This window comes from Streptomyces sp. ICC1 (genome assembly GCF_003287935.1).
In the GTDB taxonomy this organism is placed as follows: Bacteria; Actinomycetota; Actinomycetes; order Streptomycetales; family Streptomycetaceae; genus Streptomyces; species Streptomyces tritrimontium.
In genome coordinates this window covers 5,237,620-5,261,621 of sequence record NZ_CP030287.1, presented here as the reverse complement: position 1 = coordinate 5,261,621, position 24,002 = coordinate 5,237,620, and the positions used below count along the sequence as shown (strand labels likewise).

The window sequence follows — 24,002 nt, the reverse complement described above, 5'->3', positions numbered from 1 at the left end:
CCACCGCCCCGGCCATGACTCCGGACGAGGCGGTGGAGGCCCTGACCGACCCCACCGCCCCGTACCTCATCGGCGTCCGCCACCACGCGCCGTCGCTCGCCGCCGTCATGCCGGAACTGCTGGACGCGGCGAAGCCCGAGGTGCTGCTCGTCGAGCTGCCCGCGGATCTGCAGGAGTGGCTGCCCTGGCTCGCCCACGCCGACACCCGGGCCCCCGTCGCCCTGGCCGCCGTCCCCGCCACCTCCGGCGGGAACGGCGGCGGGGACGGGCGCGGGCCCGCCTTCTACCCGTTCGCCGATTTCTCCCCCGAACTCGTCGCCCTGCGCTGGGCCGCCCGCCACGGCATCCCCGTGATCGCCTGCGACCTGCCGCTGTCCGACCCGGCCCGGCACGGGCCCCGGCACGAGCCCCGGCACGAGCCCCGGTGCCCGGCCGGGGCGGGCCACGACGGGCCCGGGCTGCGCGAGGCGCTCACCGCCCGCCTCACCGGCCGTCCCGGCGAGGACCTGTGGGACCGCCTGGTGGAAACCGCCGCCCCCGGCTCCCCGCCCGAGGCGCTGCGCCGCGCCGCCCTGCTCACGGGCTGGGCGCTGCGGCACGACGCCGAACGGGCCGGGGCGGTGGCCGAGTCGGACCTGGCCCGCGAGCGCTGGATGCGCGCCCGAATCGACGAGGCCACGGCCGCCGGGCGCCGGGCGGCCGTGGTCGTGGGCGCCTTCCACACCCCGGCGCTGCTGGACGGCCTGGGCCCCGGGACCGGCCCGGTGCCGCCCGCGGACGCGCTCCCCAGCGGTCCGGCCTGGACCGTTTCCCTCATCCCGTACACCTATCCGCTGCTGGACGAGCGGTCCGGCTACCCGGCCGGCATCCGCGACCCCGAATGGCAGCACCTCGTCCTGGAGGCGGCGGGCCGTCCGGCCGCCATCGATGAGGCACTGCTCACCACGGCCGTGCGGATCTGCGGCGAACTGCGCGCGCAGGACCACCCCTCGGGGCCCGCGGACGCCCGCGAGATCGTCCGGCTGGCGGGCGACCTCGCCCGGCTGCGCGGCCTGCCCGCGCCCGGCCGCGGCGAACTCATCGAGGCCGTGCAGACCGTACTGGCCCAGGGCGAACCGCTCGGCCGCGGGCGCGCCGTCGCCCGGTCGCTGGAACGGGTCCTGGTCGGCACCCGCTCCGGCCGGCCCGCGCCCGCCGCCCCGCGCAGCGGTCTGGCACCGGCCGTGGAGGACGAGGTCGCGGCCCTGGGCCTGCCCGGCCCCGCCGACACGGGCCCCGCCGCCCGCGACCTGCGGCTCGACCCCTTGCGCTCGGACCTCGACCGCCGCCGCGAACTCCTGCTGCGCCGGATGACGGTCTGCGGCATCCCCTACGCCACGTCGACGCCCGTGACGGGCGCGGGCGCCGGCGAGGCCGTGACCACCCGGTGGGAGGTGCGCTGGACCCCGGCCACCGCCGCCATGCTCACCGCCGCCGGAATCCGCGGCGTCACCCCGGCCCAGGCCGCCGAAGGCCTGCTGCGCGAAAGGCGCCGCGCCGAACAGGACGACGGCGGGCCCACCGCCGCCCAGAGCATCGACGGCCTCGCGGAGGCCGCCGCCTGCGGACTGCCCGCGCTGGCCGACGAACGCCTCACCGAACTGGGCGAGGGCGTCCCGGCCACCGGCACGCTGCCCCAACTGCTGGCCGCCCTCGACCTGCTGGACCGCATCCGGGCCGGCCACGTCGCCGGACTCGGCCCGGACCAGGCCCGCGCCGCACGGTCGGCGGCGGTCGGCGAACTGCTCACCTCGGCCGCCGTCCGTCAGGTCGACGGCCTCACCGGCTCCGACGACCCCGACGACGCCCGAGCACTGCTCGAACTCGCCCACCGCGCGGACGTCTTCGGCGGGATCCGGCTCACCGACGCCCTCACCCGGCTGGCCGCCGACGGCTCGCCGCTGATGTCCGCCGCGGCCGGAGCCGTCCGCGTCCTGCTCGGCCACGAGGACGCCCACGCCTTCGGGACCCGTACCGCGTCCTGGGTGGACGCGGCCACCGACGCCGCCACCCGGACCGCGCTGACCGCCCGCCTCACCGGCCTGCTCACCGCGGCCGGCCCACTCCTGGAGACCATGGCGCCCGTCCTCGACCCGGTGCTGGACCGCGTCACCGACCTCGGAGACACCGCCTTCCTGGACCGCCTGCCCGCACTGCGCGGCGGCTTCGACACCCTCAGCCCCGCCGCCCGCGACCGGCTGCTCACGGCGGTGGAAGACCGGCTCGGCGACGCCGGGGGCCGGGTCACCGACACGGACGGCATCGACCCGGCCGCGCTGGCGCTGTGGACCCGCGCCGACCTCGCCGCCCGCGAGACCCTGGACCGGCTGGGCCTGCTGCCCCCCGCCCTCCCGGCGGGTCCCGACGTCTGCGGACCGTCCGCGACGCGGCCGCACGACCGCGATGACCGCCCCGGCGAACCGTCACCAGCCCCCCAGGCGGAGCCCACGGCCCCCGATCCGACCGGTACGCCACCGCACGCCCCCGGCCGGCCACCGGCCCCGGACGCCGCTGCGACCGCTGACCGCGCGGCCGCGCAGCGGGCCGGTCTGCCGCCGGCAGCCTTCCCGGCGGTGCCCGCCGTGTCCGGGGGAGCGGTCGGGAAGGCCGCACCCGCGCGGGACCGCGTCCTGGCCCCCGCCGACCGCTGGCGGCTGGTGCTCGGCCGCCGCACCGACCAGTTGCCCCCATCGGCGGCACCGTTGGCCACCGCGCTGGACGAGCTGTACGGCAACGGCCGCGGCGAGGGCTCCCGCGGCGATTTCGGCGCGGGCAACCGCGGCGGCCGCCAGGCGCCCTACCCCGGCGTCCGCGAATGGTCCGAGGAACTGTCCGCCCTGTTCGGCCCCGGCATCCGCGAGGAGGTCCTCGCCGCGGCCGCCGCGTCCGGCCGCCGCGACGTCCTGGGCGAACTCGACCCCGCCGGCGTCCGCCCCTCCGTCGACCTGCTGCGCACGGTCCTCCAGCACGCGGGCGGCCTCCCCGAGGCCCGGCTCGGCGCACTCCGCCCCCTGGTCCGCCGACTCGTCGACGAGCTCACCCGGCAGCTGGCCACCCGGCTGCGCCCCGCCCTGACCGGCATGATGCTGCCCCGCCCGAGCCGACGCCCGGGCGGACAGCTCGACCTGGCCCGCACCCTGCGCGCCAACCTCGCCACCGCGCGCCGGGCCCCCGACGGCAGCGTCCAGGTCATCCCCGAGCACCCGGTGTTCCGCTCCCGCGCCCGGCGCGCCGCCGACTGGCGGCTGATCCTGGTCACCGACGTCTCCGGCTCCATGGAGGCCTCCACCATCTGGTCGGCCCTCACCGCCGCCGTCCTGGCCGGGGTGCCCACCGTCTCCACCCACTTCCTCGCCTTCTCCACCGAGGTCATCGACCTCACCGACCACGTGCACGACCCGCTGTCCCTGCTGCTGGAGGTACGGGTCGGCGGCGGCACCCACATCGCCGCCGGGCTGCGCCACGCCCGCACCCTGGTGACCGTGCCGTCCCGCACCCTGGTCGTCGTGATCAGCGACTTCGAGGAGGGCCATCCGGTCGGCGGGCTCCTCTCCGAGGTGCGCACCCTCGTCGGAACCGGGTGCCATGTACTCGGCTGCGCGAGCCTGGACGACGCCGGCCGCCCCCGGTACTCGACCGGCGTCGCCGGGCAGCTCGTCGCCGCCGGGATGCCGGTCGCCGCCCTCAGCCCGCTCGAACTCGCCCGCTGGGTAGGGGAGAAGATCGCATGAGCCAGCACCTGCCCGCTGTCGCGCCCGCCGTGACCGCCGAGATCGTCGGCGCGCTCTCGCCCAGGCTGCGCAAGCGGCTCGACGCCGCCATCACCAAGATCGCCGACCGGCCCGTCATCCGCGACGGCGACACCGTACGGATCGCGGTCGACGACGAGACCGGCCTGGAACTCCACGCCCCCGCCGGGGTGGTGACCACGGCGGACGCCATCCGCTGCGGCTGCCTGCTCGCCCCGGGCTGCCTGCACCGGGCGGCGATCGCGTCCGCCGCACCGGTGGCCGACCCCGTGGCCGACCCGCCCGACCCCCTGCTCGATGATCGGGCCCTCGTCGAGGTTCGCCCTCACGTACTGGGCGGTCGCGCCGGTCAGCTTCACGCCCCGCGCGTGCGCCTGGTGGTGCTCAGGCCCTTGCCCGGGTCCGTCAGGTCCGTCAGGTCGTCAGGTCCATCCGGTCCGTGCGGTGGCGGCCGATGGGGACGATCAGGGGGGTTCCCGAGACGGGGTCGGGCACGAGGATGCAGCGCATGCCGAAGGCACGGGTCACCAACTCCTCCGTGACCACCTCGGCCGGAGGGCCTTCGGCGATGACGCGGCCGTCGCGCAGCGCGACGATGTGGTCGGCGTAGCGGCAGGCGAGGTTCAGGTCGTGGAGGACGACGGCGATCGTGGTGCCGTGGTCCCGGTTCAGGTCGACGAGGAGGTCGAGGACGTCGAGCTGGTGGCTGACGTCGAGGTAGGTGGTGGGCTCGTCGAGCAGGAGGATGTCGGTGCGCTGGGCCAGGGCCATGGCGATCCAGACGCGTTGGCGCTGGCCGCCGGAGAGCTCGTCCACGGACCGGTCGGCGAGTTCGAGGACGTCGGTGGCCAGCAGGGCCTCGGCGACGGCCGCGTCGTCCTCGGAGGTCCACCGGCGGAACCAGCCCTGGTGCGGATAGCGGCCGCGGCCGACGAGGTCGGCGACGGTGATGCCGTCGGGGGCGACAGGGGTCTGCGGCAGGATGCCGAGGCGTGCGGCGACCTCGCGCGTCGCCAGCGTGTGGATGTCCTGGCCGTCCAGCAGGACGCTGCCGGAGAGCGGGGGCAGCAGGCGGGCCATGGACCGCAGCAGCGTGGACTTCCCGCAGGCGTTGGGGCCGACGATCATCGTGATCCGGCCCGGCGGGATGTCGAGGGTCAGGCCGTGGACGATCTCGCGGCCGTCGTAGCCGAGGCGGAGGTCACGGGTGCCCAGAGTGGGTCCGCCGCAGGGCATGTCGGTGTCCTCGTCGTGGTGTGCGGCCGTGGTGGGCTCGGGGGCGGGCGGTTTCGTGGCGGCGGCGGGAGTCATCCGAGGCGCCCGGTCCGGTTGGCGCGGGCCAGCAGCCACAGCAGGTACGGGGCCCCGATGAGGCTGGTGACGACCCCGACGGGGAACTGGCTCGACCAGAGCAGGTGCTGCGCGGCGAAGTCGGCGACGGTCACCAGCAGCGCTCCGGTGAGCGCGGCGGGCACCAGCGCGGCGCCGGAGGCCGGGGCGAGGCGCCGGGCGATCGGGGCGCAGACGAACGCGACGAACGCCACGGGTCCCGCGGCGGCCGTGGCGACCCCCGCGAGGGCCACCGCGCAGCCGAGCAGCGCGAGGCGCGAGCGTGCCACGGGGGTTCCGAGACCGGCGGCGGTGTCCTCGCCCAGACGCAGCGCCTCCAGATCGCGCGCGGCGACGGCGGTGAGCGGCAGCAGCACGAGGAGGGCGCCGAGGAGCGGCCACACCTGGGCCAGGGTGCTGCCGTTGAGGCTGCCGGTGAGCCAGAGGAGGGCGTTCTGGGCCTCGGCCACCTGCGACCGGGTCAGCAGGTAGGAGGTGATGCTGGACAAGGCGGCGCCGATGCCGACCCCGACGAGGACGAAGCGCGCGCCGCTGACGTGTCCCCGGCGGGCGAGCGCGTGGATGGCGGCGGCACTGAGCAGCGCTCCGGCCAGGGCCGCGGCGGACAGGGCGATGCCGCTGACCGCGAACCCGAGGGAGGCCATGACGGCCGCCGCGGCGGCGCCCTGGCTGATCCCGATGACGTCCGGACTGGCGAGGGGATTGCGCAGCAGGGCTTGGAAGAGGGCACCGGACAGGCCGAACGCGGCGCCGACGAGCAAGCCGAGCAGTACCCGGGGCAGGCGCAGCTCGATCACGATGAAGTGGACGCCGGGATCCGCCGCACCGGTGAGGGCGCCGATGACGTCGCGGAGGGGCACGTCGAGGTCACCGACGCTGAGGGCGACGCAGGACACGGCGAGGAGCGCGGCCGCCAGCACGAGCCCGACCGTGAGGCCGCGGGCCCGCCGTGCCCGGCGGATCGTGCGCAGGCCGGCGACGGCGGCGGCGCGGGACGCCGGATCGGCGTGGGACACGGAGGCCTCCGTCGGGAGGTTCGGGGACGCGGTCACAGTCCGGCCGCCTTCCGGTGGCGGACCAGCAGGACGAAGGGGACGGCGCCGATGGCGGCCGTCACGATGCCGGCCTGCACCTCGCCGGGCCGGGCGATGAGCCGGCCGACGATGTCGGCCGTCAGCAGGAGTACGGGAGCCGCCAGAGCGCTGTACGGGAGGATCCAGCGGTGGTCGGGGCCGGTGCACAGGCGGACGGCGTGCGGGACGACCAGGCCGAGGAAGGCGATGGGACCGGCGACGACGGTGGCGGCGCCGCACAGCAGGACCACGACCACCGCGCAGACGACACGGGTCGGGCCCACGCGCTGGCCGAGGGCCCGGGCGATGTCGTCGCCGAGGGCGAGGGCGTTCAGCCGTGAGCCCAGGAACAGTGTGAGGAGGGCGCCGGCGACGATGAACGGAAGGGCCTGCCACAGGACGGCGGGCTCGCGGCCGGTCAGTGAACCGACCTGCCAGAACCGGTACTGGTCGAAGGACTTGGAGTCGGTCAGCAGCATGGACGTGGTCAGCGAGAGCAGGGCCGCGCTCGTCGCGGCGCCGGCCAGCGTCAGTTTGACGGGGGTGGCACCGTCGCGGCCGAGGGAGCCGATGGCGAACACGAGGAGGGAGGCGACGAGGGCGCCGAGGAACCCGAACCAGATGTAGTGGGCGGGATCCGTCATGCCCAGGACGGAGAGGGCGAAGACGACGGCGGCGGAAGCGCCCGCGTTGACGCCGAGGATGCCCGGGTCCGCGAGCGGGTTGCGGGCGATGCCCTGCATGACCGCGCCGGCCAGCCCCAGGGCCGCTCCGGCCAGTACGCCGGCGGCGGTCCGGGGGATCCGGACCTCGAGCAGGATCAGGTGCGCCTTGTCCGTCCGGTCGGGGTGCAGGAGCGCGGGCAGCAGGTCCGCGGCGGCGACCCGCCCGGAGCCGACCATCAGGCTCGCCCAGACCGTGAGGAGGAGAAGGGCGAGCAGCGCGACGAGGCCCAACGCGCGAACGGCGGCCCCTCGGGCCCGATGGCGTCCGTGCATGCCCCACCTGCTCCTTTGCTCGGGAAGGCAGCACCCAACCCCTTTGCGTTCGACTGGTAAGGCGACCCTAACAACGGCTCTCCGGTGCCCCGGCCGGGCATTGGTCCCTTCTTTGGGGCCTTTGTGCCTTGCCTTTCTGGGACACCGGACACGGCGAACCGAGCGGTCGGGTCTCAGCCGAAGAGGTGCAGGCCGCTGGTGATCACCGAGAGGGACCCGTGTACGCCGACCTCGATCGCGGTGAGGACCTTGCCGGCGTCGAGCTTCTTGATCCACTGGGACTGGCCGAACGTCACGAGGTGCAGCACCGAGTTCCCGATCGCGTGCTGGAACTCGCTGCTCGTGAACCCGTAGCCGATGCCGGTGAACAGCGTCGACAGCTGGGAGAGGCCCACAGACGTGAAACTCAAGTAGAGGCCCGCCACTTCGGCGGGCGGGAACCACACGCCGGCGATCTCCAGTCCGGTGCCGGCCACCGAGGTGGCCAGTGAGGCCCATTCGAGAATGTTCGCCAGCGTCCGGGCGTCCTGCTGCCACTGGGGAAGACCACCGCCCACGGAGTCGTTCTCAGGGCTGTCCGCCGGGTTCTTCCCCTCCGCCCGGGCCTTGAGGGCCTCCTCGAGCGCCTTCCTGACCTCCTCCCCGATCTCGTTCCTCCGCTTGTCCTTCTCGATCGTCTGCGCCGCACTCGCTGCCTCCGCGGCGGCCACGCGGTCCCCGTCGGCGTGCAGGGAGGTCGCGTACGCGGAAGCAGCCGACGCCTGGGCGGCGTTGGCGGACGCGACGGCGCTGCGGGCGGACTCGACCGCGCGGTTCGCGGAGTAGTTCGCCGAGCGCATGGCGGTCCGGGCGGTGGCGGCCGCCTGGGTCGCCTTGCCGGCCGAGACCCGCGCGTCCTGGGCCGACTTCTCGGCGGAGTCCGCGTAGGAGTCCGCCTGCCGCGCGGCGGAGGCGGCCTGCGCCGCCCAGTTCAGCGCCTTGTCCGCCCAAGTGACCGCTTCCGCCGCGGCGTTGCGGGCCCTGGCCGCCGCCTCCTGGGCGCGGGCGGCGTCCTCCTGCGCCTTGTGGGCGATCTTCGCGGCGGCGCTGATCGCCCCTTGCATGGCGGCGATGTGGGTGGCGGAGTCGTGGTCGAGCTCAGCGGTCCGGTGCTGGACCGAGGCGATGAAGTTGCGGCGGATCCACGCCGGTCCTTCGAGCGCCGCCTGGGCGTGCGCCTTGGTGTAGGGGCCGGCGGTGCCGAGCAGGGTCGCGGTGGCGACCGCGTCGTCCTCCCGCTGAGCCGCCTCGAAGGAGGCGCTGAAGAACCCGTACAGGGCCTGGGCGGACCCGGCGTCCAGCGCCTCGTTCGCCGCCTTCGCCACCGCCCGGCCGGGCCGGCCGGCCAGAATGCGGGAGATCGCGACCCGGTTGTCCATGGCCGCGGCCTGTACGACGCCGGTGCCGAGGAACGTCGCCGTGGCGTCGGGGTCGGTGCTCGCCAGGGCCTTGCCCGCCGCGTCGATGACGCCCGGGGAACTCCTCCTGGCGAGGTAGAGGGCGCGCTCCCGGTCGTCCAGGCGCTCCGCGATCAGCCGGTCGGCGTCGATCCAGATGTGGACGTCCGCCTCCGTGCCGGCCAGGGCGAACCGGGCCGCCTGCCGCGACCAGGTACCGCGCGCATCCATGACGGCCACGGCCGCCTGACGTCCCGTCGTGGTGGCGAGGGCCGTGTCACCGGCCCGGAGCGCCGCCCCGGCACGCGCGACCAGATCCCTCGCGGCCTGGGTCGTCTGCTCGGCCTCGGTGCGCTTGCCCGTGTACTCCGCCCGCTGCTCCGCGTCCAACCGGGCGAGCAGGCGCATCTCCTCGACCGCCTGCCGCAGGTCCTGCTCCAGGCGCTGCCCCTCGGCGTCCCGCGCGGCCTTCTCCACCGCCACGGCCTGGGTGACGGCGTCGGTCGCGAGGTCGGCGGCCTTGCTGGCCTCGTTGGCGAACTCGGTGGACTTGTTCGCGTAGTCCACCGCCTGGCCCGCGTACTGGACCGCCCAGTCGGCCGCGGCCGCGGCCTTCTCGGCATGTCCGGCCGCGCCGTTCGCGGCGTCGCGTGCGGTGCGCGCCGCCTGCGCGGAGGTGTTGGCCAGCCGCACCGCGTTGCCGGCCGCGTTGGTGGCGATCTGGGCGTTGGCGCTCGCGATCTGCGCCTCGCGCCGGGCGTTGGCCGCCTCGTGCTGCGCCGCGCCGGAGGCGTCGGCCGCGTCCGCAGAGGCCCTCGCGGCGGCGGCGGAGTCACGGGCCGCCGCCGCGGCCCAGTCGCCGGCGATCCTGGCCTGGTCCGAGGCCGCCGCCGCGCCCTCGGCGGCCACGGCCGCGCTGCGTGCCTGGGCCGCGGCGGTACGGGCGGCGACCGCTGCCTCCCTGGCCTTCTGCGCCTGGGAAGCGTCCCGGGACACGTCGAGGGCCGCGTTGAAGGCACGGGTCGCGGCGGCTCCGGCGTTGGCGGCCGCCGCGCTCGTGGCCGCCGCCGCGTACCCGGCGCGCCGGGCCGCCTGCACCGCGGCCTGCGAGGCGGTGATGGCGACGCGCGAGGCGCGGGCGGCCCCGGAGGCAGCCTCGGCCGCCTTGCGTGCCGCGCCGGCGGCCCTGGCCACGTCCTCCTGAGCCGCGCGGGCCTCGGCGGCGGCCCGCTCCGCCATCTCCCTGGCCTGGGCCGCGGCCGTCACCGCGCGGGCGCAGGCCTCCTCGGCCTGCTTCGTCATGGCGTCGGCCCGCTTGCCCTCGCGCTGGACGACGGCGACGAGCTCCTGGATCTTCATGGCCTCCTGGTCCCGGGCGCGTGCGATGTGCTGGCCCGTCTCGAGGAACCACTCGAGGTCCTTGTCGCTGCCGGACAGCGCCCGGGAGGCGTACTTCTGCACCTCAGGCCCCGCCTGGAAGGAGAGCTTGGAGGCATCCACGCGCATGTCCTCGACGCGAGCCGGGTACTCGCGATCGCCGAGGAACGACTCCAGCGCCGACTGGGAACCGTTGTTCAGGGCCGTGTTGCCCTCGCGGTTGACGGCTTTGCCGCCCACGGCCATCACCGTGGTGGTGGCCACCCGTAAGTCCTCCATCAGGGCGGACTTGTACCCGCCCGCGAGATAGCCGGCGATGGCGGAGTCCCCGCCGCCCAGCGCGGCGGTCGCCTCGCGCCGGTTCCCCCTGCCGGCCACCGCCAGCGAGGTGACGATCGCCGCGCGGTTGTCCGTGGCCGTGTCCGCGGGGAGCCTGACGGCCAGGAAGTTCCTCACGTCGGCGTCCGTGCCGGCCAGCGCCGTCGCGGCGGAGGCGCGAACTGCCCGGCCGCCCAGCAGCCAGGCCCTGACCGCCTTGGCCCGATCGGTGTCGGGCAGGCCGAACGGGTCGCCGTCGTCGGCGGCTTGCGAGGGCGTCGCGGCCCAGGCCGTCGAGGGGTTGAGCACGAGGCTGGAAGAGGCGGCGGCGGTCATGGTGGCCGCGGCGGCGCCGAGAATACGACGCCTGCTCCAAAAGATGGTGTCCAAAGCGGTCCTTCGGTGTCAGCGCCCGCCGAGCCGCGCACGCGCGGCGACACATCGCCGGACGGAATGGGGGCTTCGCCACGCCCAAGTCCCTCACCCCGCAGGGAAGTCGGGGAGGGTGAAAGGGGGCGCAGCGCGACCATACAGCGAAAGCATTGCCCTGAATAGGGATTCCGTGAATCCGCGGATTCGACCGAATCCTCAGCCGAATACACAGGTGGCCGTCCGGCCTTCGATGCGGAACTCAGTAGTCCGTACAGGATGCCTCGACGCGGCCCATAAAGGGCCTACAGTCCTATCCCGGTGTCCGTTTTCGATCGTTTCAGAACCCGCTAGAGCGAGGCTAGGATCCATTCGACAGCGGGGGCTCCCCCCCTGGGGAATGAACTCTCGGACGGGTCCTTCCCCCTCCTTGGCTGAGCGGAGGATTTCACGTCCGCGATGACACTCGTTCGGGTTCTCCCGAACCGACGACTGGGACAGCGATGAAGGTGATGAGGGTACGGAAGAAGAAGATTGTCCGGGGCCTTGGAGCGGCCGTGGGCGCGGGCGCCCTGGTCGCGATCGAGTTCGCCGGCGGTTCGACCGGCGGGGCCTCCCCGCACGGCTCCGCGATGACGGCCGTCGCCGACGAAGGCCCTGGCTATGCCATCGAGGACTTCGGCTATCCCCATGCGGACAGGATCCTCGCGGAGCGCGGCATCACGCTCAAGCGCGGTGACGGCCACATCCTCCTCGCCGACTGCGGGAGCGCGGCCGATCAGCTCGAGGTCTGGTCCCGCGCCAACGACAAGATCTGCTTCCGCGCCACCGGGACCACCGGTTACCTGGCGCTGGAGATTCCCGCGGTATTCGCGATCAAGGGCAACAGCTACTCGACCCACGTCGACATGGTCACAGGTGACGAAGAAAAGGCGTACGACGTGAACAAGAACGCGTGGACGCCGGTGGGTGAGAGCGCGGACGAACAGGGGCGCGACTTCATGCTCATGGAAATAAAGACGGTGAAGTAGCAGCGCCGTGTGAGCCGGTTCAATTCTCCTGCAATTCAACGCTCCCCACACTCCCCACACTCCCCGCATCGGATCTGTCGGAGACTTCCGTCCCGCCCTGGCATTCATGCCGAACGGTGTCCCACGTTTCTGCACAAGCGAAGGAAACCTGATGCCCGCTCCCCGCCCGCGCCCCACGCGGATCGCAGGGCCGCTCGTCACCGCGTTCGCGGTCTCGGCCGGTCTGCTCAGCTCGTCCCCCGCCCTTGCGGCCACCGGCCCGGAAGCCGCCACGGGGCAGTTCGCCTCCCTCGTCAAACTCACCATCGGCGAAGAGGGCAGCTCCCGTTCCTGTACCGGCGTCCTGGTCGACCGGTCATGGATCGCCACCGCCGCCAGCTGCTTCGCCGCCACCCCCGGCGCGTCGGTCCCGGCCGGCAGGCCCGTGCTCAAGGGCACCGCGACACTGGGCGACGGCCGCACCGTCGAGGTCGCCGACCTCGCGCCCCGTACCGACCGCGATCTGGCCCTCGCCCGCCTCGCCACACCCGTCGACGGCATCGCGCCCGTCAAACGCGCCGCGGCGCCCGCCCTCACCGGCGACCTCACGGCCGCGGGGTTCGGCCGTACCAAGACCGAGTGGGTGCCCGACAAGATCCACACCGGCACCTTCACCCTCGGCACCAAGGACGCCACGTCCCTCACCCTCACGGGCAAGGGCGCCGACGTGATCTGCAAAGGGGATGCCGGTGGCCCCCTGCTCAACCCCGCGGGCGAACTGATCGGGATCAACAGCCGCTCCTGGCAGGGAGGGTGCCTCGGCGCCCCCGCCACGGAAGCGCGCACCGGTGCCTTCAGCGCGCGTGCCGACGACCTGAACGGCTGGATCCAGGAGACGGTCCGGACGACCACCCCCCGTGACTTCAACGGTGACGGCCGTTCGGACGCGGTGATGGTCTACCACCATGCGAACAGTGCGATCGGTTTCTACACCTCGCTGGGCAACTCCTCGGGCGGGTTCGACGACTTCACCATCGGCTATACGGTTCCGGTGAACAGTTGGGACCGTGCGTCGATGAAGCTCATCGCGGGTGACTTCAACGGCGACCGGCGTGCCGACGTCGGCATGATGTACCGGTTCGGGGATGGTTCGATCCGGATGTTCACGGGCCTGGCTGATGCGGCCGGTCACATCCAGCCGTTCACGGTGAGTGCTGTCGTTCCGGCGAGTGCGGGTTGGGACTGGAACGCCATCGAGTTGCACTCCGGGGACTTCAACGGTGACGGCCGTTCGGACGCGGTGATGGTCTACCACCATGCGAACAGTGCGATCGGTTTCTACACCTCGCTGGGCAACTCCTCGGGCGGGTTCGACGACTTCACGCTCGGTTACACGGTTCCGGTGAACAGTTGGGACCGTGCGTCGATGAAGCTCGTCGCCGGTGACTTCAACGGCGACCGGCGTGCCGACGTCGGCATGATGTACCGGTTCGGGGATGGTTCGATCCGGATGTTCACGGGCCTGGCCGATGCGGCCGGTCACATCCAGCCGTTCACGGTGAGTGCTGTCGTTCCGGCGAGTGCGGGTTGGGACTGGAACGCCATCGAGTTGCACTCCGGGGACTTCAACGGTGACGGCCGTTCGGACGCGGTGATGGTCTACCACCATGCGAACAGTGCGATCGGCTTCTACACCTCGCTGGGCAACTCCTCGGGCGGGTTCGACGACTTCACGCTCGGTTACACGGTTCCGGTGAACAGTTGGGACCGCGCGTCGATGAAGCTCGTCGCCGGTGACCTGAACGGCGACCGGCGTACCGACATCGGCATGATGTACCGGTTCGGGGATGGTGCCATCCGGATGTTCACCGGCCGGGCGGATTCCGCCGGCCACATCCAGCCCTTCACCGTCAGCGCCGTCGTCCCGGCCGGCGCGGGCTGGGACTGGAACGCCATCCGACTCCACTGACCCCGGTCCCGCCGACTTCGGGAGCGCCCACCGGGGTGCTCCCGAAGTCGTGTCCGGTGCGGTGACCGGACGGGGTCGCCGGGCCGACTGACCGCCGAGGAGCCGGCCGTCCTCACGGGCCGGTCGGGCCGGTCGTCTGCGCGAGGATGTCGAGCAGGGCGGCATCGGCCTGGTCGTCAAGGGCCGTGGCCAACTGCGATAGCTCTGCGCGGCGCTCGGGGCCGGAGTTCGAGTCGATGTCGATGTCGGCGTCGGCTCGCCCGGTCAAGTGAGTGGCCCACGTTCTGCGCTGCGCGGAGCCGACCCCGGCCGTCTCGTTGAACAACGCGTACAGGGCGTACCAGCGCACAGCGCCGCTGTCGTCTTCGGCCAGCCGCAGGAGCGCCTCCAGGACTCGACGCTCCGTCCGCTCCGGATCCGCCAGTCCGGGCAGCGCGGCGGCGACCGCGAACCGTACCGGCTGCGCGGGATGAGACTGGAGGTCGAGCACCAGGTCGAGGGCCCGGCGGGCACGGTGGTACCCGAGCACCGAGATCATCCAGCCGAGGACCCCCGGATCGGGCTCGTCGCCCATCTCGGCCACGACGACATCGACGGTTTCCGTGTGGAACGGCCGACGGCCCTCGGCGTCGTACGGGCCCAGCTCGCGCAAGACCCTTGCTCCCAGTTCCCGTTCGACCGGATCCTCGCAGGCCAGGAGGCGCGCGGCGCGCTCGAAGACCTCCCGCGTGGGGCGGCCGTGCAGAGCGATCAGACAGGGCACGGCATCCGCATCCGCGGCGATCTCACGGAATGCCCCGGCGAAAAGTTCGTCCGCAGTTCCGCCAACTCCGCGGAATGTCACTGCCGTTCCGCCGGAACCGGCAGAGCCGGGAAGAGCAGCCAGCGGCTCCAGAACACGCAACGCCACCCGCGCGGCCTCCCCGCCCTCCACCCGTCCCAGCGACTCCAGCGCGTTGCGATCCCCCCACCCACACGCTTCGCGCAACTCGGCGGTGAGGTCGAGTCCGATCTCCTGACCGGCCCAGTCCGCAATGACCAGCGCGTCTGCCACGACGGTCGGATCGTCGGCAATGGCTGGACCGAGCAGAGACAGCCCGCCGTCATTGGCGCCGTGGGCGAGCGCGAGGGCGACGAGCGTCCACCGCGCCGTCCGGTCCGCGGGATCGCGCCGCAGCCGCTCCTCGGCGAGGACGCCGAGCTTGTGGACCGTTGCGTGCCCATTCGCCCAGCCGCGCCAGAACGCATCCTCTGGTGGCAGGGCTTCGAGGACCCGGAATCCCTCCCGCAGCGCCTCCACCATGCGCTCGGCGAACTCGGGGTGTCCGGTGGCGGATCCGGCCCGTCGCAGTGCGTCGACTTGGTTCTGGCTCATCGGCACATCATCGACGGCCGACGTGCCCACCGCCTCCGAATAAGACCGTGTCCTATGTGGTGAGGCGGACGAGGCGCTTGTAGCAGCAGAGGGCTGCCGCGAGGCCGAGAAATGCCAGGTAGTTGCGGGGATGGCGTTCGTAGCGGTGGTTGAGCCGGCGGTAGCCGGTCAGCCAGGACATGGTCCGCTCGATCACCCACCTTCGCCGTCCGAGCCGTTCCGATGACTCGACTCCCTTGCGTGCGATATGGACCCCGATCCGTTTACCGCGTAACCATTTTCGCAGGTGGGGGACGTCGTATGTCTTGTCGGCGTGGAGGCGGTGGGGTTTGAAGTGGCGACCCCGGTAGGGGTCGTGTCTCGTTTGGTGACCCATGATCATGGGCTTCAGCGCGAGGCTGTCGTGGGTGTTGGCTGCTGCGACGCCGACGAGGAGGGGCAGGCCGTTCGCGTCCGACAGGACGTGTATCTTGGAGCCCGATTTGCCCCGGTCCACGGGGCTCGGACCTGTGAGTTCGCCCCCTTTTTAGCCCGCACATGGGCGGAGTCGAGGACCGCGCGGGAGAGGTCAAGGAGGCCGGCGTCGTCGAGGCGGTGCAGGATCTCCTCATGCAGCCGGCCCCACACTCCGGCCCGTGACCAGATCAGGAACCTGCGGTGGGCCGTCGACTTCGATATCCCGAAACACGGTGGCAGAGCCCGCCAGGCACACCCGCTGACCAACACGTAGATGATCGCCGCGAACAGCGTCTCATCAGGCGTGTCCCGCGTCCCGCCGCCCTGCGACCGCACCTTCGATGGTGGGATCAGCGGCTCCGCGATCTCCCACAACCCGTCCGGAACAATCCAACTCCAAGTACCCCGCCCCATATAGAGGTCAACGACGCCTCACCACATAGGACACGGTCTAAGAAGTCATCTCATTTGGGCTTCGCGGTAGGCTGTCGGCCATGGTGGGGATCGTTGAACGGCTGGTGCCGGACGAGTTGTGGGAGCTGTTCCAGCGGGTGGTGCCGGAGGCGCCGTCGCGGCCGCAGGGCGGTGGTCGGCGCCGGCACGGCGACCGGGAGGTGCTTGCCGCGATCGTGTTCGTTGGGACGTCGGGTTGTACCTGGCAGCAGGTGCCTGCGGCATCGTTCGGGCCGTCGGGGGCGACAGCTCACCGGCGGTTCACCGAGTGGAGCAGGGCCCGGGTGTGGGCCAAGCTCCACCGCCTGGTCCTCGACGAGCTCGGCGCCCGCGGCGAGTTGGACTGGTCCCGCTGTGCGATCGAATCGGTGAACATGCGGGCTCTGAAAAGGGGGACCTGACAGGTCCGGATCCTGTGGACCGGGGCAAGTTCGGGTCGAAGATCTACTTGATCACGGAGCGGACCGGTCTGCCCCTGTCGGTCAGGATTTCGGGTGCGAACCCGCACGACAGTGAGGGATACGACTTTGCCCACCTGCGGAGATGGTTACGCGGGACGTGGCATCAAGCACCGCATCGCCCGCAGAGGTGTCGAGTCCTCACAACGGCTCGGTCGCCACAGATGGGTCGTCGAAAGGACCATGTCCTGGCTCGCCGGCTGTCGACGGCCGCACCGCCGCTACGAACGCGAGGCCGAGCATTTTCTCGCCTTCGCCGGCATCGCCTGCACCCTTATCTGCTACCGCAGACTGGCCAAATGAGATGAGTTCCAAGAAGACCGTTCCGATCACGGCATTAGGGTGACCCTATGGATCTTCAGGGCGAGCTCATCAACCAGCCGCACGCCGCCTACCGGTACTTGCGTGACACGGAGCCGGTGCATCGGATCGCGGGGCCCGGCGGTGAGCCGGCATGGCTCGTCACGCGGTACGACGACGTCCGTTCGGCGCTCGCGGACCCACGCCTGTCCCTCGACAAGAAGAACGCGGGGGAGGGCGGCTACCGGGGGCTGTCACTGCCGCCGGCCCTCGACGCGAACCTCCTGAACATGGATCCGCCGGACCACACCCGCCTGCGCAAGCTCGTGAGCCGCGCATTCACCCCCGGCCGGGTGGAGGGGCTGCGGGCCCCCATCCGCCGGACCGCGGACCGGCTCCTCGACGCGCTCGGCCCGGACGGCACCGCCGACCTGATCGCGGCCTACGCAGCCCCACTGCCGATCACCGTCATCTGCGACCTGCTCGGAGTCCCCGAGGACCGGCGCGAGGACTTCCGCTCCTGGACCGACGCACTCATCGCGCCGGACCCCAGCCGACCCCAGGCCGCGAAGCACGCGGTGGGGTCGATGCTGACCTTCTTCGTCGAACTCATCGCACACAAGCGGGAGAACCCGGCCGGCGACCTGCTCTCCGACCTGATCGCGGTCCGCGACACCGACGGGGACCGGCTCAGCGAGGACGAGCTGACCTCGCTCGCCTTCCTCATCCTCGTCGCCGGCTACGAGAACACCGTCCAGCTCATCGGCAACGCGATCCACGCACTCCTGGACGATCCCGAACGCCTGGCACAACTCCGCCGCGATCCCTCGAAGCTCCCGGCCGCGGTCGAGGAACTCGCACGCTACGACGGGTCGGCGCTCCTTGCGATCCGCCGCTTCCCCACCGTCGACGTCACCATCGGAGAGGTCCGCGTACCCGCGGGTGAAACGGTCCTGCTGTCCCTCTCGGCCGCCAACCGCGATCCCGCGCGCTTCGCGCACCCGGACGAGCTCGACTTCGACCGCGACACCTCGGGCCACCTGGCGCTGGGGCACGGCATCCACTACTGCATCGGCGCACCCCTGGCCCGCGCCGAGGTCGAGATCGCGCTGGCCGCGCTCCTCGACCGGTTCCCCGGCCTGGACCTGGCCGAGCCCGACGCCCGGTGGAGGCCGTCCCTGCGGGCGCGGGGCCTCGTCGAGCTGCCGGTGGCGTACAAGACGTCATGACGCGGCCCGCGGTGACCCGGTGCGCCGTCGTCGGCGTACGAGGATCCAGCCGGTGGCGGTGAGCGCGGCCGCGGCGGTGGCGAGGGTGGCAGCGCCGGCGCCGGTGGAGGCGAGGGAGCCGTCGTTGGCCGTGGCGCCGGTGCCGCCGACCGTGCCGCCGGAGCCGGAGCCGGAGGCGGAGGCGGCGCCCGTGCTCGCGGCCGCGGTGGTGGCACCGCCGGTGGAGCCGGAGGTGCCGGGAGTGCCGGGAGTGCCCGTACCGCCGTCGGTGCCGGTCCCGGCCGCGGTCACCGTGAGGGTGATCGGCTTGGTGCGGCTGGTGCCCGCCGTGTTCCGGAACTCCGCCCGGTAGCAACGGCCGTTGTCGGCGGCCTGGGCCGTGAAGGAGTGGACGGAGGTGCCCGCCTCCACCGGCTGCCAGGTCCTGCCCGCGTCCGCGCTGACCTGCCAGGCCACCGCGGGCTTTGGGGTGCCGTACGCGTCCGCGGTCAGCACGACCCGCTCGCCCGCCGTCACCGTCCGGTCGGTGGGACCTTGCGTGACGGTGGGGGAGACGGACCGCTCCAGCCGGGCGATCCGCCCCTCGGCCGGGTTCGACACGAACACCACCGCGCCGCCGGGCGCGACCGCGAGCGAGGCAAAGCCCAACTGGCCGTGGTTTGCGGGCAGTACGGTCGTCGCCGCTGCCTCCTTGAGGTCGGTGGCGTGGTACACAGCGGGTACCCCGTTGTTGTCGCTGCCCGGCTGCGACGTATCCCCGGAGTCCTGCCAGACCACGTACGCCCGGTGCGTGGCGGCGTCGAACCGAGCCGCGCGGGGCAGGTCGGTGCCCTTGATCACGCCCGTCCGCCTGCTGTCGGCGTCGTGGACGACGACCGAGGTGTCCAGGCCCACCCACACCGCGCCCGCCGCGGGATCCACCTCGGTGAACCCCGTGTAGCCCTCGCCCGGCGGGAGTTCGACGGTGGCGGTCAGCTGGAAGGTGGCGGTGTCGACCCGGTACACCTTGCGGTGGTCGGCGTCGGTGAACCAGACCGAGACCGTCGGGCCGCGTCCACCGCGAAGCCGTCTCCGCCGTCCAGGGTGAGGGTGCGCCTGACCGCGGCCGTCGCGATGTCGACCTCGGACAGGACGGAGCCCTGCGCGACCAGTACCGTGCCGGGGGTCACCCCGGGTGCGGCGTCGGTGACGCCGCCGCCCGGCACCCACGCGCCCGCGGCGGCCGCGTCCCCGTCCTTGGCCGTGCCGATCCCGCGCAGCGGGTAGGAGAAGACCACCCCGTCGCCCGGCAGCGGGGCGATCAGCTGCCGCACGGCCCGCCGGCCCGGCGCACCCGTGGGCCCGGGCGCCTGCGTGACGCTGCCGCGCAGTGTGCCGTCGGCCGGGTCGAGGACGTGCAGCCCGCTCTCGTTGGCGTCGGCGGTGTCCCGCCGGTCCGCCGAACCGCCGTACAGCTTGCGGGAGTCGGGGTGCAGCAGCATGTCGCGCGGCCCCCTTCGCCATACGGGACCCCCAACGCCCCTGCGTGCGGATCCCCCTTGGGCACGAACCACTGCGAGGACTTGGCGCCGCCGGACGTGTCGGCGCCCCCGGCGCAGGGGGCCGGGACCCGGCTGTCGCCGTTGTCCTTGCAGAGGGCGACGTACACGCCCTTCGCCTGGTCGTACCCCGCCCCCGTCACGCGGACGGTCTGGCCGCGCGGATCCAGACCGGACGCGGCGGACACGGCCAACCGCTGTCCGCCCGGTCCCAGTGCGGTGCGCTCCGTGCCGGCGGCGTTCACCGGGGAGGCTGCCGAGGTCGAGGCCGAGGCCGCGGAGGCGAGCACGAGCGCGGGTGCCGCCGAGGCGGCGCCCGCACGGGCGGGGGTGACGGGGCGCTGGGGTGTCATGACATCCTCGTGGCGTGACCTGGGGGAGTGGGTGGGACGGGGCTCCACAGCACTAGTTGAAGGTCATCGGGACGTGGACGTCGTACTTGCGGTTGCTCGAGTTGAAGTGGTCCGCGCGGGTGACGATCGCGCACTCGACGGTCTCGCCGCAGATCTGGCCGTTGCCGAGGTCGGCCTTGACGTGGATGGTGACGTTGAAGGTTCCGCCGGCCCCGAAGGCGGAGGTGTTGGGCAGGGTGCCGCCGAAGGTGTTGTTGACCCAGTGCGAGAGGCGCCGGTGGTGCCCTGCCCGGTCCGAACCGCCCAGGCAGGGCGTGGGCTTGGCGGCGCCGGCGCACCGGTGACCGCGCACAGGCCGACGTAGACGCCCTTGGCCGGGTTGAATTCGCCCCCGGTGTCTCCCTCCGTGCGCGCGGTGTCGGGGGAGCTTCGCGCACCTGGGGTCGGGGGCCGTCAGGCGGTGCAGAATTCGGCCGCCAGCATGCCGTTCAGGCTGTACATCTCCCAGAGCGGCCAGTCGCCGTTCATGTTGAGCGCGATGGCGTGACTGCCGTCCGCCGTGGAGTAGAGGTAGCTCAACGAGCCGAATCCGCCCCCGTTGTGCCCGTACAGCGTGACGGTGGAGCCGTTCGCACAGGTGATCGTGCGGCGGGTGAGGCCGAGTCCGTAATCGGCCTGGACGGCCTTCCAGGGGCGGCTCGCGTACCAGTAACCGGGCGTCGCCCTGTCGCCCGAACTGGCCGTGCTGATGGCCGGGTTGACGATGCACTCGGGCCAGGCGCGGGCCGGGTCGCAGGGGATGCCGGGCAGCGGGCCGGGGGCTCCGGCCCCGGTGGGGTTCAGGTCGGTCATCATCTGCGCGAGCTGTGCCGGGGGCAGGAGTCGGCCGCCGAGCAGGGCGCGGATGAAGGTGACCAGGTCGCCGCTGGTGGACACGACGGCTCCGGCCGCGCCGCCGATGGACGGGTTCCAGTCGGCTGCCGGGACGGAGAAGTGCCCGAACAGCCCGCGCGGCCGAAGGTAGTTGGTGAAGAACTGGTCGTGCGGAGTCGGCAGGGTGGCCGTGGATCCGGGAAGCACGGTGTGGCTGAGGCCGAGCGGCTGGATGACCCGGCGGGTGATCTCGTCCGCCCACGGCTGTCCGGTCACCCGCTCGATGACCATGCCGAGCAGGACGTAGTTGGTGTTGCTGTAGTGCATCCCGGCGCCCGGCGCGAACTGCGGTCCGTGGGAGGCGCCTTCGTCGACGAGCTGCTGTGCGGAGTACTCGGGGAGGTGGGGGAAGCTGCTGCCGGCGCTCGCCAGCACCCCCAGGTCGCCTAGGTAGTCGAAGACGCCGCTGGAGTGCTGGAGCAGGTTCCGCACGGTGACGGGCGGGCTGCCGGGCGGCGGGTTGAAGCACTGTCCCGTGCCCAGGTTGCAGCCCGCGGCGGGGTTGGTCTTCAGGACCGGGCCCAGCAGGCCGAACACGTCGTCGTCGAGGCGGACCCGGCCCTCGGCGACGAGTTGGAGCACGGTCGTCGCGGTGAAGATCTTGGTGATCGAGGCGGCCCGGAAGGGGCCGTCCGGATCGCGTACGGGTGTTCCCGCGTCCGTGGCCTCCGTACCGGTCCAGGAGACGCCGTCCTTGTAGGTGCGGGCGATCACCCCGGGGATCCCGTCGCCGCCGACGGCCGTTCCCGCCTCGGCGCGCATGGCGGCGCGCATGGCGGCGCGCAGCGGTTCGTGGCCGGCGTGCGCGGCGGCCGGTGTGGACGGCAGGCCCGTGGCCGCGACCAGGACGGCCGCGGCGACCACCGCGAGGCGGCCCCGTACGGTGCGCGTGGTGTGTGTGGTGTGCGCGGTGCGTGTTCTGCGTGTGCCTCTCATCGCTCTCCCCCGTGTCGATGCTGCCGGGCGGTGCGCTCGGCAGCGGCGAAGGTACGCAGGAGGGGCCGACAAGGGAAGGGCCGCGGGCGGGACGCCTCGTCCCGTCCGGCCCGACCGGACGGCCCGGCCGTCTCCGCGCTCTCAGGCACCGGCCGGCCGGGATGACCTGCGTCTTCACCGGACGGCCGGGAGGACCGGCGACGCCGAGTGCCGGGAGGCGGTGCCGCGGTCGGCCGCGCTGCACCCGCAGGTGCGGGCCGACCCTCGTGCTGCGCCGAACCGGCCGGGGGAGGCCCTCCAGTGGCATCCGATATATACCGATCTGTCTCGTCTCTCCCCGTGGCGACGGGGAGTGACTCCCGTCACTTCCGGTGACGTTTGGGACATGGCTTCCGCGGACCTGGGCAACCGGGCACGAGCAGTACCACCGCGGGCACGCCGCGGTGGCGGAATCGGAGGTACAGCGCGTCGTGTCCGAGCAGACGACCATCCACATCGCCGGGACCTGGCGTTCAGCGGTATCAGGAGCCACCCGAGAGGTCCTCGACCCGGCGGACGCCACGGTCCTCGCCGTCGTCGCCGAGGGCGGCATCGCGGACACCGACGCGGCCGTCAGCGCGGCCCGCGCGGCCTTCGACGGCGGGGAGTGGCCGCAGACCCCCGTCCTGGAGCGGGCCGCCCTGCTCCGCCGCGTCGCCGACCTGCTCCAGCGCGACCGCGAACCCCTCGGGCTGCTGGAGAGCCGCGACGCGGGCAAGACCCTGGAAGAGGGCCGGGTGGACGTGGACTGCGTCGCGGACGCCTTCCGCTACTTCGCGGACCTCGTCTCCGGCGAGAGCGCCGGCCGTGTGATCGACGCCGGCACCCCCGACGTCCACAGCGTCGTCGTCCACGAGCCCGTCGGGGTCTGCGCCCTGATCGCCCCGTGGAACTACCCGCTCCTCCAGGCCTCTTGGAAGATCGCCCCCGCCCTCGCTGCGGGCAACACCTTCGTGCTCAAGCCCAGCGAGATCACCCCGCTGTCCACGGTGGCCCTCATCGGCCTGCTGGCGGAGGCCGGCCTGCCGGCCGGCGTCGCGAACCTGGTCACCGGCCCCGGCGAACCCGTCGGCGCGCGCCTCGCCGCCCACCCCGACGTCGACCTCGTCTCCTTCACCGGCGGACTCACCAGCGGTACGAAGGTGATGCGCGCGGCCGCCGACACGGTCAAGAAGGTGGCCCTCGAACTCGGCGGCAAGAACCCCAACGTCGTCTTCGCGGACGCCTGCGCCACCGAGGAGGGCTTCGACACCGCCGTTGACCAGGCCCTCAACGCCGCCTTCATGCACAGCGGCCAGGTCTGCTCCGCCGGCTCCCGGCTCATCGTCGAGGAGAGCGTCGCCGAACGCTTCGTCGCCGAACTCGCCCGCCGGGCCGACCGGATCCGCCTCGGCCGCGGAACCGACCCGGGCGTGGAGTGCGGACCGCTGGTGTCCGCCGCCCAGCGCGAACGCACCGAGGAGTACGTCGCCTCCGCCCTCGCCGAGGGAGCCGTACTCCGCTCCGGCGGGATGCGCCCCGACGCGCCCGGCTACTTCTACCGGCCGACGGTGCTGGACCGCTGCCACCGCCGGATGCGCGTCGTGCGGGAGGAGGTCTTCGGGCCGGTGCTGACCGTCGAGACCTTCCGTACCGAGGCCGAGGCCGTCGCGCTCGCCAACGACACCGAGTACGGACTCGCCGGAGCGGTGTGGACCTCGGACCCGGGCCGCGGCCGCCGCGTGGCGGGCCGGCTGCGCCACGGCACCGTCTGGATCAACGACTTCCACCCCTACCTCCCGCAAGCCGAGTGGGGCGGCTTCGGAAAGTCCGGCACCGGCCGCGAACTGGGCCCGTCGGGCCTGGCCGAGTACCGCGAGACCAAACACGTGTACCAGAACCTCGCCCCGCGCCCCGTGCGCTGGTTCGCTGGCTGAAGGAGGAGCAGCGCGCGCCCACCGCGGCCGCGGCGGCGGGCCGGCGGTGGATCGCGGCCGGGGCGGCCTACGCGGGGTGCGGGAGCGGGTCGGTCGGTGAGGTCGGTGAGGACGTCGTGGAGTGCGCGGCGGACCGCCAGGCGTATCGCCGCGACCGCAGGATGGGGACCCATGTGCCGGTGCCCTTCGGTGGAGTTCGGATGCCTCGGAGGCGCTCGGGAGGCGTGGGGGAGGGTGCTGTGCCGGGTGCTGTCCGGTTTCCCCCCGCGGACGGGGGGTTGTCACTCAGAGTGCGATGATGGTGACAGAACCGAGCCGTTCCCCGAGC

The 24,002-nt window shown here is 73.0% G+C and carries 14 protein-coding genes and 4 pseudogenes; 7 read left to right on the top strand and 11 right to left on the bottom strand.

Annotated elements, in window-relative coordinates; genetic code table 11:
• The first annotated feature begins 14 nt into the window (after window positions 1-14).
• Together DRB96_RS24825 and DRB96_RS44925 are read left to right on the top strand one after the other, a co-directional pair.
• The gene (locus tag DRB96_RS24825; RefSeq protein ID WP_112453688.1) at window positions 15-3,770 is read left to right on the top strand and encodes a DUF5682 family protein; all 3,756 of its coding nucleotides are present in this window, start codon (window positions 15-17) and stop codon (window positions 3,768-3,770) included.
• Window positions 3,767-4,057 (top strand): annotated as a pseudogene (locus DRB96_RS44925) (hypothetical protein); the annotation flags it as partial. The gene DRB96_RS24825 and the pseudogene DRB96_RS44925, both read left to right, overlap by 4 nt.
• On the opposite strand, the pseudogene purU reads toward DRB96_RS44925, so the two are convergent.
• From purU to DRB96_RS24795, 5 genes and pseudogenes are all read right to left on the bottom strand, one after another.
• A pseudogene (purU, locus tag DRB96_RS44920) lies at window positions 4,052-4,177 on the bottom strand (formyltetrahydrofolate deformylase); the annotation flags it as partial. The pseudogenes DRB96_RS44925 and purU sit on opposite strands and share 6 nt — an antisense overlap.
• A gap of 25 nt (window positions 4,178-4,202) precedes the next feature.
• A complete protein-coding gene (locus tag DRB96_RS24810; RefSeq protein ID WP_112453687.1) occupies window positions 4,203-5,024 on the bottom strand; it encodes an ABC transporter ATP-binding protein in 822 nt (273 codons plus the stop codon).
• Between the two features lie 71 nt (window positions 5,025-5,095).
• Complete coding sequence (locus DRB96_RS24805; protein WP_112453686.1) at window positions 5,096-6,100, bottom strand: iron chelate uptake ABC transporter family permease subunit; 1,005 nt, start codon at window positions 6,098-6,100, stop codon at window positions 5,096-5,098.
• A gap of 86 nt (window positions 6,101-6,186) precedes the next feature.
• Window positions 6,187-7,209 (bottom strand): iron chelate uptake ABC transporter family permease subunit, encoded by a 1,023-nt coding sequence (locus DRB96_RS24800; protein WP_112450454.1) that lies wholly within the window; start codon window positions 7,207-7,209, stop codon window positions 6,187-6,189.
• 173 nt (window positions 7,210-7,382) lie between these two features.
• Window positions 7,383-10,730, bottom strand: coding sequence for an ALF repeat-containing protein (locus DRB96_RS24795; RefSeq protein WP_112450453.1), 3,348 nt, complete (start codon window positions 10,728-10,730; stop codon window positions 7,383-7,385).
• A gap of 611 nt (window positions 10,731-11,341) precedes the next feature.
• Here DRB96_RS24795 and DRB96_RS24790 point away from each other — a divergent pair.
• Both DRB96_RS24790 and DRB96_RS24785 read left to right on the top strand, forming a co-directional pair.
• On the top strand, window positions 11,342-11,740 hold the full coding sequence (locus tag DRB96_RS24790) for a hypothetical protein (RefSeq protein ID WP_112453685.1): 399 nt from the start codon (window positions 11,342-11,344) through the stop codon (window positions 11,738-11,740).
• A 151-nt stretch (window positions 11,741-11,891) separates the two neighbouring features.
• Window positions 11,892-13,688, top strand: a complete 1,797-nt coding sequence (locus DRB96_RS24785; RefSeq protein ID WP_162688703.1) for a trypsin-like serine protease — start codon at window positions 11,892-11,894, stop codon at window positions 13,686-13,688.
• A 112-nt stretch (window positions 13,689-13,800) separates the two neighbouring features.
• On the opposite strand, the gene DRB96_RS24780 is transcribed toward DRB96_RS24785, so the two are convergent.
• Complete coding sequence (locus tag DRB96_RS24780) at window positions 13,801-15,093, bottom strand: HEAT repeat domain-containing protein (RefSeq protein ID WP_162688704.1); 1,293 nt, start codon at window positions 15,091-15,093, stop codon at window positions 13,801-13,803.
• Window positions 15,094-15,115: 22 nt separating this feature from the next.
• Window positions 15,116-15,933, bottom strand: a protein-coding gene (locus tag DRB96_RS24775) for an IS5 family transposase (RefSeq protein ID WP_112450450.1) whose coding sequence is annotated in 2 segments (ribosomal slippage) — window positions 15,116-15,591 and window positions 15,591-15,933 — 819 coding nt in all. Because the reading frame shifts where the segments join, the coding sequence is not laid out codon by codon here.
• An 80-nt stretch (window positions 15,934-16,013) separates the two neighbouring features.
• Between DRB96_RS24775 and DRB96_RS24770 the strand changes: the two are divergent.
• Together DRB96_RS24770 and DRB96_RS24765 are read left to right on the top strand one after the other, a co-directional pair.
• Window positions 16,014-16,733 (top strand): annotated as a pseudogene (locus DRB96_RS24770) (IS5 family transposase).
• A 47-nt stretch (window positions 16,734-16,780) separates the two neighbouring features.
• Complete coding sequence (locus DRB96_RS24765; protein ID WP_112450449.1) at window positions 16,781-17,959, top strand: cytochrome P450; 1,179 nt, start codon at window positions 16,781-16,783, stop codon at window positions 17,957-17,959.
• On the opposite strand, the gene DRB96_RS44915 is transcribed toward DRB96_RS24765, so the two are convergent.
• From DRB96_RS44915 to DRB96_RS24750, 4 genes and pseudogenes are all read right to left on the bottom strand, one after another.
• Window positions 17,954-18,964, bottom strand: coding sequence for a hypothetical protein (locus DRB96_RS44915; RefSeq protein ID WP_239516315.1), 1,011 nt, complete (start codon window positions 18,962-18,964; stop codon window positions 17,954-17,956). The two genes, DRB96_RS24765 and DRB96_RS44915, sit on opposite strands and share 6 nt — an antisense overlap.
• Window positions 18,931-19,440 carry a hypothetical protein gene (locus tag DRB96_RS44910; protein ID WP_239517757.1) on the bottom strand — a complete coding sequence of 170 codons (510 nt, stop codon included), beginning with the start codon at window positions 19,438-19,440 and terminating at the stop codon, window positions 18,931-18,933. Before DRB96_RS44910 ends, DRB96_RS44915 begins: the two co-directional genes overlap by 34 nt.
• A 462-nt stretch (window positions 19,441-19,902) precedes the next feature.
• Window positions 19,903-20,246: pseudogene (locus DRB96_RS24755) on the bottom strand (hypothetical protein); the annotation flags it as partial.
• A 57-nt stretch (window positions 20,247-20,303) separates the two neighbouring features.
• Entirely contained in the window at window positions 20,304-21,719 is a 1,416-nt protein-coding gene (locus tag DRB96_RS24750) for a serine hydrolase domain-containing protein (RefSeq protein WP_112450447.1), read from the bottom strand.
• Between the two features lie 470 nt (window positions 21,720-22,189).
• Between DRB96_RS24750 and DRB96_RS24745 the strand changes: the two genes are divergently transcribed.
• Window positions 22,190-23,674 carry an aldehyde dehydrogenase family protein gene (locus DRB96_RS24745; RefSeq protein WP_112453684.1) on the top strand — a complete coding sequence of 495 codons (1,485 nt, stop codon included), beginning with the start codon at window positions 22,190-22,192 and terminating at the stop codon, window positions 23,672-23,674.
• Window positions 23,675-24,002 lie beyond the last annotated feature (328 nt).

Bases quoted from the DNA above. Each gene is read 5' to 3' on its own strand.
- DRB96_RS24825 (WP_112453688.1), top strand. From the start codon at position 15: ATGACTCCGGACGAGGCGGTGGAGGCCCTGACCGACCCCACCGCCCCG.
- DRB96_RS24810 (WP_112453687.1), bottom strand. From the start codon at position 5,024: ATGCCCTGCGGCGGACCCACTCTGGGCACCCGTGACCTCCGCCTCGGC.
- DRB96_RS24800 (WP_112450454.1), bottom strand. From the start codon at position 7,209: ATGCACGGACGCCATCGGGCCCGAGGGGCCGCCGTTCGCGCGTTGGGC.
- DRB96_RS24790 (WP_112453685.1), top strand. From the start codon at position 11,342: ATGACGGCCGTCGCCGACGAAGGCCCTGGCTATGCCATCGAGGACTTC.
- DRB96_RS24785 (WP_162688703.1), top strand. From the start codon at position 11,892: ATGCCCGCTCCCCGCCCGCGCCCCACGCGGATCGCAGGGCCGCTCGTC.
- DRB96_RS24765 (WP_112450449.1), top strand. From the start codon at position 16,781: ATGGATCTTCAGGGCGAGCTCATCAACCAGCCGCACGCCGCCTACCGG.
- DRB96_RS44910 (WP_239517757.1), bottom strand. From the start codon at position 19,440: ATGCTGCTGCACCCCGACTCCCGCAAGCTGTACGGCGGTTCGGCGGAC.
- DRB96_RS24750 (WP_112450447.1), bottom strand. From the start codon at position 21,719: ATGAGAGGCACACGCAGAACACGCACCGCGCACACCACACACACCACG.